Below are 12,223 nucleotides of genomic sequence, written 5' to 3' on the forward strand. Positions count from 1 at the left end.
AACACTATGTCTACGAATGGATATTCAGACTGGGCCGTTGACCTGGCCGAAGTTGGACCAATCTATCCCTTTCAGGGTTATGAGGTTCTGATGGTCATCATCGGTGTGATCTTTTGGATCGGCTGGCATCGCATCCAGTTTGTCCGGGAAGCCGAGCACCTCGAAAAGGCGCGCCACACTGGCGACGAAGAGAAGGTGAAGGCGCAGTTAGAGCGATACTGACCTCGATTTGAAAACCAGCAATGGGCGGAAAATCGACATTCCGCCCATTGCCTCTCAGGAAAATTATTTTCCTATGATTATTGATGTCCCCCGATTTTGTTGGTAGCGTCGAATCATAATGAAACACACAAGGAGATCTGCCAGCCATGTGCGGAATTGTTGGATTATTCCTCAAAGACCAGTCTCTTGCGCCCCAACTGGGCAATATGCTTACAGACATGCTGATCACGATGACAGATCGGGGACCAGACAGCGCCGGAATTGCCATTTATGGTGAAGATTCTATTGGGAAAACCAAGATCACGGTCCAATCCCCCAATGCCGATAGTGACTTTGTCGGGTTAGCCGAGGAGTTGGGCAAAGGCCTGGGCGTGGCAGTGACGCAGACGGATAATGACACGCATACGGTGCTGGACATCCCCGCAGGGCAATTTGAAGCCGCACGCTCCATCCTAGCCGAAATTCGGCCTTCTGTGCGCATTATGAGCCGGGGTGAGAATCTCGAGATCTACAAAGAGGTAGGCCTGCCCAAAGATGTTGCAGACCGCTTCAACCTGAGCGGCATGACCGGAACTCATGGGATCGGGCACACTCGCATGGCGACAGAGTCCGCCGTGACAACAATGGGTGCGCATCCGTTCAACACAGGATCAGACCAGTGTCTGGTTCATAACGGGTCGCTGTCCAACCATAACTCTTTGCGTCGCAAGTTGCGCCGCGAGGGTGTGACCATCCAGACCGAGAACGACACCGAGGTCGGTGCTGCCTATCTGACATGGAAAATGATGAACGGCGCCACTTTGGGTGAAGCACTGCAATCGAGCCTGGATGATCTGGACGGTTTTTTCACCTTTGTTGTGGGCACCAAAGATGGCTTTGGCGTTGTTCGCGATCCGATTGCCTGCAAGCCGGCCGTTATGGCTGAGACAGATCAATATGTAGCCTTTGGCAGCGAGTATCGCGCGTTGGTGAATTTGCCCGGTATCGAAGATGCACGTGTTTGGGAACCCGAACCGGCGACGGTCTATTTCTGGTCCCACAATGACAGCCCTACATCCAAAGAGAAGGCGGCCTGAAATGCAGACCTATGACCTTGAAGCAGAAGGGCTGCGGGGCCTGAACTCGACCCTGCAAAAGCAGAGCGGCGAGACAAACCAGACAAATTGGCAAGTGATAAACCCCAAGGGAAGCCACGCCATTGCAGTCGGGCTGGACGCGCCGATTGAGGTGACTGTCAAAGGGTCCACTGGCTACTATTGTGCAGGCATGAACCAGCAGGCGACCATAAAGGTCGAAGGATCAGTAGGGCCCGGCGTCGCCGAAAACATGATGTCCGGTCAGGTGATCATTGATGGCGATGCCAGCCAATATGCCGGGGCTACGGGCCACGGTGGGTTGCTGGTGATTAAGGGGAATGCAAGCTCGCGCTGCGGTATTTCGATGAAGGGCATCGACATCGTCGTTCACGGCGATATCGGGCACATGTCTGCCTTCATGGCGCAGGCCGGAAATCTGGTTGTGTGCGGCGATGCAGGCGACGCGTTGGGAGATTCACTGTACGAAGCCCGCCTGTTTGTCAGGGGTTCGGTCAAAAGTCTGGGCGCGGATTGCATCGAAAAGGAATTGCGGCCCGAGCATTTTGAGATTTTGAAGGACCTGTTGGATCGCGCAGGCTCTGATGCCAAACCTGAAGAGTTCAAACGCTATGGCTCAGCTCGTCAGCTTTATAATTTTGATGTCGACAAATCAGCCGCCTACTGAGGAAGAAGGGTATGAAAGATATGGACGATCAAATCCCCCGCACCCTGCCGATCCAGTCGGCGACATTTTCAAACCCGATCAATGCAGAAATCCGACGTGCTGCGGCTACGGGCATCTATGACATCCGCGGCGGTGGGGCGAAACGGAAGGTGCCGCATTTTGACGACCTGCTATTTCTGGGCGCGTCAGTCTCCCGCTACCCGTTAGAGGGGTATCGAGAGCGCTGCGATACATCCGTCACTTTGGGCACGCGTTTTGCCAAAAAACCGATCTTGCTGGATATTCCTGTCACGATTGCCGGTATGAGCTTTGGTGCCTTGTCCGGCCCCGCTAAAGAAGCGCTTGGTCGGGGCGCCTCGGCCGCTGGTACGTCAACCACAACCGGCGACGGTGGCATGACCCCAGAAGAGCGCGGCCATTCCAACAAACTGGTCTATCAATACCTCCCCTCGCGGTATGGCATGAACCCAAATGACCTGCGCAAGGCGGATGCGATCGAGATTGTCGTCGGTCAAGGCGCCAAGCCAGGTGGCGGCGGCATGCTGCTGGGTCAGAAAATCTCTGACCGTGTCGCCGACATGCGGACCCTGCCCAAGGGCATTGACCAGCGCTCGGCCTGTCGCCACCCGGATTGGACTGGTCCGGACGATCTGGAGATTAAGATCCTCGAACTGCGGGAAATCACCGATTGGCAGGTGCCAATCTACGTCAAGGTTGGCGCCACGCGGCCGTATTACGACACCGCTTTGGCGGTGAAGGCAGGGGCTGATGTGGTGGTGATGGACGGGATGCAGGGCGGTACCGCTGCTACACAGGATGTTTTCATCGAACATGTCGGATTGCCTACGCTCTCTTGCATCCGCCCCGCCGTTCAGGCCTTACAGGATCTGGGGGTGCATCGTGAAGTGCAGTTGGTGATTTCGGGCGGTATTCGTACCGGGGCCGATGTAGCCAAAGCGTTAGCCTTGGGTGCAGATGCAGTGGCCATCGGGACCGCCGCATTGGTGGCCCTTGGTGACAACGACCCGAAGTGGGAAACAGAATATCAAAAACTGGGCACAACCACCGGTGCCTATGACGATTGGCACGAAGGTAAGGATCCGGCTGGCATCACCACACAGGATCCAGATCTGGCAGCGCGTCTGGACCCGGTTGAGGCCGGGCGGAGGCTGCGCAACTACCTGAAGGTGATGACACTGGAGGCTCAAACCATTGCGCGCGCCTGCGGACATAATCACTTGCACAACCTCGAACCCGAAGACCTGTGCGCGTTGACAATGGAGGCGGCCGCGATGGCGCGCGTGCCACTTGCGGGAACCAGTTGGTACCCCGGCAAGGAAGGGTTCTGAATTGATGCTGCGCGGCTCCCTCATGGGGGCCGCGTTTTGCTTTGAAAATCGAAAAACAACAGGGAAAGGAAAGCAATCGTGACGACAGATCTCGCAGCTTTCGCAAAAGAAAAAGGCGTCAAATACTTCATGATTTCGTTCACCGACCTGTTCGGTGGGCAGAGGGCTAAACTGGTTCCTGCGCAGGCGATCGCTGACATGCAGGAAGACGGCGCTGGGTTTGCCGGGTTCGCCACCTGGCTGGATATGACCCCGGCCCATCCCGACATGCTGGCGGTGCCGGATCCATCTTCTGTGATACAACTGCCTTGGAAACCCGAGGTGGCCTGGGTTGCGGGCAACTGCGTCATGGAAGACAAGGACGTCGCTCAGGCGCCGCGTAACGTGCTGCGCCGACTGATTGACGAAGCGGCAAGCGAAGGCCTGCATGTCAAAACCGGGATCGAGGCAGAATTTTTTCTGCTGACCCCGGATGGAGAGCAGATCAGCGACCCGTTCGATACCGCCGAGAAACCCTGCTATGATCAACAGGCGGTGATGCGCCGTTATGATGTTGTGCGCGAGATCTGCGATTACATGCTGGAACTGGGCTGGGGCCCGTATCAAAACGACCACGAAGACGCCAATGGCCAGTTCGAGATGAACTGGGAGTTTGACGATGTCTTGCGTACCGCTGACAAGCACTCTTTCTTCAAGTTCATGACCAAATCCGTGGCTGAAAAGCACGGTTTGCGCGCCACGTTTATGCCAAAACCGGTCGAAGGTCTGACCGGCAACGGCTGTCATGCCCATATCTCGGTCTGGGATGCGCCGGGTGATGCCGCAAAAACCAACGTCTTTGCGGGTGACGGCGATGGCCCAACTGGTGAAGTTGGCCTGGGCGAACAGGGCAAGCACTTTTTGGGTGGGATCATGAAGCACGCCAGCGCATTGGCGGCCATCACCAACCCGACCGTGAACTCTTACAAGCGCATCAATGCGCCGCGTACCATGTCGGGCGCGACTTGGGCTCCGAACACGGTGACTTGGACAGGCAATAACCGTACCCACATGGTCCGGGTGCCAGGGCCTGGCCGTTTCGAGTTGCGCCTGCCTGATGGGGCAACTAACCCCTATTTGCTGCAGGCAGTCATCATCGCCGCTGGCTTGTCCGGCATTCGCAGTAAGGCAGATCCGGGGCGGCGGTATGATATCGACATGTATGCTGAGGGCCACACCGTGACCGACGCGCCGAAGCTGCCGCTTAATATGCTCGACGCCCTGCGTGACTATGACAAGGACACCGAGCTGAAGGCGATGATGGGTCAGGAGTTCTCGAGCGCATTCCTGAAGATGAAACATCAGGAGTGGAACTCGTTCGTGTCACATTTTTCACGTTGGGAAAAAGAACACACGCTGGATATCTGATCAAATTCAGGTGGCGGAATTGGGGCCGCGGGTTGAACTGCGGCCCTGTTCTCTGCGATCAATCCACATCGGTTGCTCGATGAGTGTTTTGAATTTCCGGCATATGCCGGGTGAAACGCCGTTACGCTTCTTCAGTGTATTCCAACGCGTGGCGACATTACCTGCATCGTGTATCGTTACCCGTCACGAAATTGAACGACGCGTTTATTGTTGGAAACTGTAAAACAGTAGATCTTTGATTGGTCCAACTGGGCAAAGCCAAGTGACACAAGAAACTGAGCGCTTTCTACGGCTGCAAGACTACCTTCTGCAATAATCCAGCCGCCCAAATTCGGCCCGACCGGAGGCAATATCGTAGTGACCAATGCACCGTCCAGGCTGTCGTACAGCTCCTCTTTGAGCAACTCGTCGCGCAGGTTGCTGTAGAAGCTCTCGATTCAGGCGTATGTCGCGGTTAGCCCGGATCGGTATAGAGCCATTCAACATCACGCCGCCGCGCACTGCTGAGACGTCCGCGCTTGCGGGTCCAAATCTGGAGATGTAGCCATTCATGGCTCGGGTGATGTCGATTCAGCGTCGGATCAGTGGCTTAGACTAGCGGCTATGAAAACTGCTACGCGCCAGCTGTAGGCTTCAAGACCGTGCTACCAGGAATGAGCCTAAACCCGACGTCTTTGGCGGATTTCACGGGCTCTCCGTTTATCTGCGCTAAAACCATCTCGGCGGCGATTTGACCGATTTTCAGATGTGGCACAGCGATAGATGTCAACCGGTATGGCTGAATTGCCGAGATAGGCAAGTCGCCCCATCCTGCAATACCGATGTCATCCGGCACGCGAAGACCAATCTTCTGGGTGTATTGCAGGCCGCCAATGGCCATGTTGTCGTTCTGATAGAAAATGGCTTCGATGTCGCGATGGGCCGCCAAAAGCTGCTCGGTCCCATAAAAACCAGTGTAGAAGCCAGGGGTATCCTTGAGCAAAAGTTGTTTTTCAAGCCGCCCATTTGCGTCTTCAATTGCCTTGGAGAACCCGTTCAGCCGCGCTGTCGCGGCATTGGCGACGTCATGCGACGTGCCAACATATCCAAACTTTCGGTACTCCATCCCGGCAAGGTAGCGCCCCATGCTGTAACCGCTATCAAAGTGATTCAGGCCAACGCACATATCCAATGGGCTGGAATTGAAGTCCCAGATTTCCACCAAGGGAATGCCTGCACTGCGCAGCATTTGAATGGCTTTGGGGCTGTGTGAGCGTCCGGTGACGATCAACCCGGCAGGTTGCCAGGACAGAACGGTTTCGATCCACTTTTCCTCGTGGTCGATTTCGTGCTCGGTCAGGCCCAGAACCGTCTGATGGCCAAATGCCCCCAGTTTGCGGTCAATGCCCTCGAGCACCTGAGCGAAGATTTCATTGCCCAATTCCGGGATGCTGACGCCGACAAACGTCGATTTCTTGCCACCCGCAAACACGGTCGCCAAGCGATTCGGCAGGTATCCCAAGCGATCGACTTCTACCATGACCTTGGCACGTGTCTTTTCCGAAAAACCTCCTTCGTCTCGCAAGACTCGACTTGCAGTCATCTTGGAGACGCCTGCAGCCTTGGCCACTTCGGCCAGGCTTATTTTATTGTTTCTATTAGATTTATCCGGATCGTCGCTCATTTACGTTACGGGTAACTCTTTTTTGTTGACAACCAAGTGGGCTGCGAGAATGCTAACGTAACGTTACGGGTAACTCAACACGTTGTTGAGGAGCATCAGGGTTACCGCGATCTGGGAGGAGGCCACAGTGCCCGGCACTGCACAAAGCAATCTGTTCTTTGATGGGATAAAGAAGCATTTCGGAGGCACCTATGCCTTGCGCGATGTATCCCTGAACATTGAACGCGGCGAGATCGTTGCTTTGTTGGGTGAAAACGGGGCCGGGAAATCCACTCTCATCAAGATCCTTGGTGGCATTCACAAAGCCGACGAAGGTCGGGTTCTGATCGATGGTCACCCATACGAACACAGCCCTGGCGATTTTGGAGAGCGTCAGTCAGTTGCGTTCATTCACCAAGATTTGGGGATGATCGAATGGATGACGGTCGCGGAGAACATTGCATTGGCGCTCGGCTACTCTCGGAAGAACGGTCTTATCAACTGGAGGACAGTGAATGAGTTTGCCCAACAAGCGCTGGATAAGGTTGGATGCGAATTTGATCCAACAACTCGTGTTCAGGATCTTTCGCGCACCGAGAAATCGCTTGTCGCCATTGCCCGCGCCTTGGCGGTGGATTGCGACTATCTTGTACTGGACGAACCCACCGCGTCGCTGCCCGCAGACGAGGTTGAGCGCTTGTTCGAAGCTCTGCGCCCGCTGAAAGAGCAGGGCGTGGGCATGATCTATGTATCGCATAGGCTGGACGAGATTTTTCAGATCGCGGACCGCGTGGCGGTTTTGCGCGATGGTGAGTTGGTTGGGTTGCGCAGCATTGATCATACAACGCCGGAAGAGCTTGTTTACATGATCGTCGGGCGAAAGACACGCCAGGTGATCAAGCCCGACAACCCGCCGGGCGAGACCATCCTGCAGGTCAGCGGCCTGAATATGGACGCGGCTCACAATGTAAGTTTCCAGCTGCAATCGAATGAGATCGTGGGGCTGGTTGGCCTGCGCGGGGCAGGGCACGAAAACGTCTCTCGTGCATTGTTTGGGGCCGAAATGTTCGATGGGCAGATCACCCTGCGTGGCGAAGCGCCCAATCTATCCTCTCCCCAAGCAGCTATGGCGTCTGGGATCGGGCTGGTTGCCCGGGACAGGACCGAGGAGTCCGTGGCGATGTCGCTGACCATCCGGGAGAACACATTCCTGAATCCCGCGGCCTTCGGGCGAACACTGCTATCTTTCATGAGCCACCGTACAGAAACAGAAAACGCCGCCCGCGTGGGTGCGGATGTCGCGTTGTCGCCGAATGATCAAACCATGGCCATTGAAAGCCTTTCCGGTGGAAACCAGCAAAAGGTTGTGATCGGCAGATGGTTGGAAACAAAACGCAATTTGTTGATCTGCGAGGATCCTACTGCAGGCGTCGATGTCGGCGCCAAGGCGGAAATCTATGCGTTATTGAATCGGGCAATGGAAGGTGGCGTCGGGATCATCGTGGTCTCGACCGATTTTGAAGAAGTTGCAGCCATCTGTCACCGGGCCATTGTCTTCAGCCAAGGGCAGATCGTGCGTGAATTGATGGGTACTGAGCTGACCACAGAAAATCTCATACAAGCCGCCTCGGCCTCGAACGCCGTTGCGAGTTAAGGACTACGAATATGCAATCGCTTGAATCCAATGCGCTGGAACCTACCAAGGCCGAGTTGAAGAACGCTTCGCTCAGAACACGGATACTGCGCTTTCTTCCGGTCTATGGGCTGGTGCTGCTGACCGGATTCCTGATCATTCTGTTTTCGGTCCTATTGCCCAATACCTTTCCCACACTCCTGAATTTGCGGGCAATCATTTCGGACAAGGCCATTATTGCGCTGTTGTCGCTTGGGGCCATGATCCCAATGGCGGCCGGACGTATTGACCTGACGGTGGGGTATGGGATCGTACTGTGGCACATTCTGGCGATCTCATTGCAGACGACGTTTGGTATCCCCTGGCCAATTGCAGTTGCGATCGTTCTCTCATTGGGTTTGTTCACCGGTTTCCTGAACGGTTTGCTTGTCGAAGTCGCAAAGATCGACAGCTTTATTGCCACGCTTGGCACGGGCACTGTGCTGTACGCGCTGGCGCTGTGGCACACGGGAGGTCGTCAGATGGTCGGCGCGTTGCCGGATAGTTTCTACGCCATCAACGGCACCTTTGTGTTCGGCCTGCCGATCACCGGCTTTTATGTGCTGGGCATCACCGTCGCGATGTGGCTGATTCTGGAATACACGCCCATCGGTCGATATCTGTATGCAATCGGTGCCAACCAGCGCGCCGCGCAGCTGAACGGTATTCCAACGCGAAAGTTTGTCATTGGCGCGTTTATGTCATCGGGCCTGATCACCGCATTTGCCGGGGTGTTGCTGGCATCGAAACTACGGATCGGGCAAGCCTCGGTCGGTCTTGAATTCCTGTTACCTGCTTTGGTCGGGGCCTTCTTGGGGTCCACCACCATCAAGCCGGGACGCGTGAATGTTTGGGGAACAGTTGTGGGTGTCGCGATCCTGGCTGTCGGTATCTCGGGCATTCAGCAATTCGGTGGATCCTTCTGGGTCGAGCCGATGTTCAACGGTGTCACGCTGCTGATTGCGATCGGGATTGCCGGTTACGCTCAGCGCCGCAAAGGCGCCAACAAGTAAAAGCATAAGGGAGGAGATTATGCTGAAACGGACTTTTATGGCGGTATCCGCCGCCGCCCTGCTGACGGGGCTGGGTGTACCGGTCATGGCCGAGACCGCTTTTGACGGACCTACAAGCGGCCCCAAAGCTGCCGAGGGCAAGTCGATTGTCGTCGTTGCAGGGGATCTGAAAAACGGCGGTATTCTGGGCGTCACCAATGGTGTCGAGGAAGCTGTCGGAGCCATCGGCTGGGAAGTCCGCGTGCTGGACGGCGCCGGTTCCATTCAGGGCCGCACAGGTGCCATCGGTCAGGCAATGGCCTTGCAACCGGACGGGATCATCATCAATGGCTTCGACGCCGTCGAACAGCAGGCTGCGCTGGAAGGCGTTGTGAATGCGAACATTCCGATGGTCGCATGGCACTCAGGCCCCAAGATCGGCTGCGACGCACCGGGCGGTATCTTTGCCAATGTCTCAACCGATGCGATGACCGTGTCCGAAGTTGCTGCGGAATGGGCGATGAATGATGGTGGGGATGCGGTCGGGGCCATCATCTTTACGGACTCCACCTATCAGATTGCCATCGACAAGGCCGATCGCATCAAAGAAACCATCGAGGCCGCAGGTGGCACGGTATTGGAATATGTCGACACGCCCATTGCTGATACGTCAGCCCGGATGGGGCCGCTGACCACCAGCCTTCTGCAGAAATACGGAGATCAGTGGACGCACGCTTTGGCGATCAATGACCTGTATTTCGACTTCATGGGGCCTGCACTGGCGGCCGCAGGAATTTCGTCGGATGACGGCCCGCAGGCTGGCTCGGCCGGCGATGGGTCCGAGGCTGCGTTCCAGCGTATTCGCAGTGGCAGTTATCAGACCATTACCGTGGCCGAACCGCTGAACCTGCAGGGCTGGCAGCTTGTGGATGAGCTGAACCGCGCCATTCAGGGCGAGCCGTGCTCGGGCTATGTGACGTCGCCCGCGCTGGTGACCGAGGAAGGTCTGGCCAAGCTGGGTGATAGCAACCAGTTCGACCCCGACAGCCCATATCGCGATGCTTACGTGACGATCTGGGGCAAGTAACCACTCTGGCAGCCTCTGCCGTTCAGGGGCGGGGCTGCCTTCCAAAGAGATGACACAGCGCAAAGCCATCACACCGGTCTTTTGACCGCCATGGTGAAGCTTTGCGCAAAGGAGGAAGCCATGAGCGATCAGCCATTGGTTCAAATGCAGGGAATAACCAAACGCTTTGGCGGCGTCACGGCGCTGCAGGATGTTGATCTGACCGCGTATGCCGGTGAAGTTTTGGCCATCGTTGGTGACAACGGGGCGGGAAAATCGACGTTGATCAAGATCCTGACCGGTGTTCACCAGCCGACCGAAGGGCGGATCTTGATGGACGGTCAGCGGTTGGAGATGTCCAGCCACTCGGACGCAATCGCTAACGGGATTGACGCGGTTTACCAGACACTTGCGCTGGCGGATCATCTGTCGCCTGCCGCCAATATGTTCCTGGGAAACGAACTGACCAAGAACGTCCTGGGCATGGCGTTTCTGGACAATAAACGCATGAAGACCGAGGCTGCCCGGGTTCTGGAAGAACGTTTAGGCGTGCGTTTGAGGTCAATGGACGTGATGACGGAAAGCCTGTCTGGCGGACAACGTCAGGCCGTCGCGATTTCGCGCGCGGTGTACCACGAAGACCTGCGCCTGCTGGTGATGGATGAGCCCACTGCCGCGTTGGGTCCGCAGGAAACAGCCCGAACCCTGAAGCTGATCAAGTCGCTTCGAGAACAGGGGCTGGCGGTTATCCTGATTTCGCACTCGCTGGATGATGTCTTCGAAGTGTCCGACCGCATTCACGTGCAACGCCGGGGCCGCGCTGTTGGCGTTGTCAAAACCGCGGATAGTTCCGTTCAAGACGTCCTGGGCCTGATCGTCGGCGCTCAGGATGCGGCCGCGTGAAGGAGAGCAAGATGTCCGCGACCACCACCACCCCCGAACATAAAACCATCATGGACCGGCTCGAGCCGTATCTGGCCTTCATCGGTCCAATGGTGATGATCCTGGCAATCCTTATCTTCATGGGTATCGCCGAACCTGCACGGTATTTCCGCGCCACAAACCTGAACCTGATCCTACTGGACGCGGCGCTGTATATGCCAATGGCTATGGCGATGACCTTTGTTATCACCCAGCGCGGGATTGATCTCTCTATTGGATCCATTGCAGCGTTCTCAGCCATTCTTATGGCCTTTTTGATCAAGCAGTACGGCTTTCCCGCATGGGTGGCAGTGCCATTGGCTATCGTCATGGGGGCGATCATGGGTCTGATCAACGGCCTCGTGATTACTCGGTTCAAGGTACCGGACCTGATCGGCACCTTGGCTATGGACCTGGTGTATCGTGGCCTCGCGCTCGTCATCGCAAAAGGTCTGGTGCTTGCTCGGTTCCCCGACTTGATTACGGATATTGGGCGTGGGCAAATCCCCGGATTTATCCCGATCCCAGTGATTTTGGGCTTACTCACCATGGCTGTCGGCTATGTGGTTTTGACCCGCACCTATTTCGGGCGTTACACCATCGCCATTGGTTCAAACCCCGAAGCCAGTGAAATGACTGGTGTCGCGGTCGATCGCCACAAAATCTATGCATATGTGCTGATGGGTGCGGCGGCGGCGATGGCGGGTGTGATGCTGACCGGAAAACTGAACGCCATCCAGGCAACTTCAGCGCCGTATTTCAACCTACACGTCATCGCGGCGGTTGTTGTGGGCGGCACCTCTCTGTTCGGCGGACGGGCGTCAATGCTGGGTTCGCTAGCCGGTGTGCTTCTGCTGTCGATGATGATCAACGCATTGGTAACGCTGCGGATCGAGTTCTTCTGGCAATCCGTCGCTTCGGGTGTGGTCATCGTCAGCTCGGTCGCTCTGTACACGTGGATGCAAAAGAAAGACCGGGACGGTGCACATGGCTTGATGGCCGCACTGCGCAGCAAAGAGGCGCAGAAGCTGCTGCGGTTCTCGGCTGCGCTGATCGGTGCACTGATCCTGTTGTTGGCCCTTGGGGCGGGCCTGGCAACCGAGCCTGCGCCAAGCGGCTAAGGCAGACAAAAGTGGTGCGCCGGGAGGTAGGAGTCCCGACGCACCTGCAAGACCCCACAATGTTCGCGAA

11 protein-coding genes are annotated in these 12,223 nt (G+C 56.4%); 10 read left to right on the plus strand and 1 reads right to left on the minus strand.

The window, feature by feature from the left end:
* Positions 1–6 precede the first annotated feature (6 nt).
* From ACR0BU_RS12290 to glnT, 5 genes are all read left to right on the plus strand, one after another.
* Positions 7–222 carry a hypothetical protein gene (locus ACR0BU_RS12290; protein ID WP_298935167.1) on the plus strand — a complete coding sequence of 72 codons (216 nt, stop codon included), beginning with the start codon at positions 7–9 and terminating at the stop codon, positions 220–222.
* Between the two features lie 146 nt (positions 223–368).
* Positions 369–1,298 (plus strand): class II glutamine amidotransferase, encoded by a 930-nt coding sequence (locus ACR0BU_RS12295; protein ID WP_480737594.1) that lies wholly within the window; start codon positions 369–371, stop codon positions 1,296–1,298.
* Position 1,299: 1 nt separating this feature from the next.
* Complete coding sequence (locus ACR0BU_RS12300; RefSeq protein ID WP_300073779.1) at positions 1,300–1,983, plus strand: GltB/FmdC/FwdC-like GXGXG domain-containing protein; 684 nt, start codon at positions 1,300–1,302, stop codon at positions 1,981–1,983.
* 20 nt (positions 1,984–2,003) lie between these two features.
* Positions 2,004–3,332 carry an FMN-binding glutamate synthase family protein gene (locus tag ACR0BU_RS12305; protein ID WP_480737783.1) on the plus strand — a complete coding sequence of 443 codons (1,329 nt, stop codon included), beginning with the start codon at positions 2,004–2,006 and terminating at the stop codon, positions 3,330–3,332.
* A gap of 78 nt (positions 3,333–3,410) precedes the next feature.
* Positions 3,411–4,739: a type III glutamate--ammonia ligase gene (gene glnT, locus ACR0BU_RS12310; protein ID WP_300073781.1), complete on the plus strand. Its 1,329-nt coding sequence runs from the start codon at positions 3,411–3,413 to the stop codon at positions 4,737–4,739.
* Between the two features lie 613 nt (positions 4,740–5,352).
* On the opposite strand, the gene ACR0BU_RS12315 is transcribed toward glnT, so the two are convergent.
* Complete coding sequence (locus ACR0BU_RS12315) at positions 5,353–6,402, minus strand: LacI family DNA-binding transcriptional regulator (RefSeq protein WP_480737596.1); 1,050 nt, start codon at positions 6,400–6,402, stop codon at positions 5,353–5,355.
* 127 nt (positions 6,403–6,529) lie between these two features.
* On the opposite strand from ACR0BU_RS12315, the gene ACR0BU_RS12320 reads away from it, so the two are divergent.
* The 5 genes from ACR0BU_RS12320 (at position 6,530) to ACR0BU_RS12340 (ending at position 12,153) form a co-directional block, all read left to right on the plus strand.
* Positions 6,530–8,035, plus strand: coding sequence for a sugar ABC transporter ATP-binding protein (locus ACR0BU_RS12320; protein ID WP_480737598.1), 1,506 nt, complete (start codon positions 6,530–6,532; stop codon positions 8,033–8,035).
* Positions 8,036–8,046: 11 nt separating this feature from the next.
* Positions 8,047–9,066: an ABC transporter permease gene (locus ACR0BU_RS12325; protein WP_299080482.1), complete on the plus strand. Its 1,020-nt coding sequence runs from the start codon at positions 8,047–8,049 to the stop codon at positions 9,064–9,066.
* Between the two features lie 19 nt (positions 9,067–9,085).
* Positions 9,086–10,132: a substrate-binding domain-containing protein gene (locus tag ACR0BU_RS12330; RefSeq protein WP_298935160.1), complete on the plus strand. Its 1,047-nt coding sequence runs from the start codon at positions 9,086–9,088 to the stop codon at positions 10,130–10,132.
* Positions 10,133–10,252: 120 nt separating this feature from the next.
* Positions 10,253–11,014 (plus strand): ATP-binding cassette domain-containing protein, encoded by a 762-nt coding sequence (locus ACR0BU_RS12335; RefSeq protein WP_298935159.1) that lies wholly within the window; start codon positions 10,253–10,255, stop codon positions 11,012–11,014.
* Between the two features lie 11 nt (positions 11,015–11,025).
* A complete protein-coding gene (locus ACR0BU_RS12340; protein ID WP_298935158.1) occupies positions 11,026–12,153 on the plus strand; it encodes an ABC transporter permease in 1,128 nt (375 codons plus the stop codon).
* Positions 12,154–12,223: the final 70 nt, after the last annotated feature.

This window comes from Ruegeria sp. CK2, assembly GCF_056536585.1.

Bases quoted from the DNA above. Each gene is read 5' to 3' on its own strand.
- ACR0BU_RS12295 (WP_480737594.1), top strand. From the start codon at position 369: ATGTGCGGAATTGTTGGATTATTCCTCAAAGACCAGTCTCTTGCGCCC.
- ACR0BU_RS12340 (WP_298935158.1), top strand. From the start codon at position 11,026: ATGTCCGCGACCACCACCACCCCCGAACATAAAACCATCATGGACCGG.
- ACR0BU_RS12290 (WP_298935167.1), top strand. From the start codon at position 7: ATGTCTACGAATGGATATTCAGACTGGGCCGTTGACCTGGCCGAAGTT.
- ACR0BU_RS12315 (WP_480737596.1), bottom strand. From the start codon at position 6,402: ATGAGCGACGATCCGGATAAATCTAATAGAAACAATAAAATAAGCCTG.
- ACR0BU_RS12335 (WP_298935159.1), top strand. From the start codon at position 10,253: ATGAGCGATCAGCCATTGGTTCAAATGCAGGGAATAACCAAACGCTTT.
- ACR0BU_RS12300 (WP_300073779.1), top strand. From the start codon at position 1,300: ATGCAGACCTATGACCTTGAAGCAGAAGGGCTGCGGGGCCTGAACTCG.
- ACR0BU_RS12305 (WP_480737783.1), top strand. From the start codon at position 2,004: ATGGACGATCAAATCCCCCGCACCCTGCCGATCCAGTCGGCGACATTT.
- ACR0BU_RS12325 (WP_299080482.1), top strand. From the start codon at position 8,047: ATGCAATCGCTTGAATCCAATGCGCTGGAACCTACCAAGGCCGAGTTG.
- ACR0BU_RS12330 (WP_298935160.1), top strand. From the start codon at position 9,086: ATGCTGAAACGGACTTTTATGGCGGTATCCGCCGCCGCCCTGCTGACG.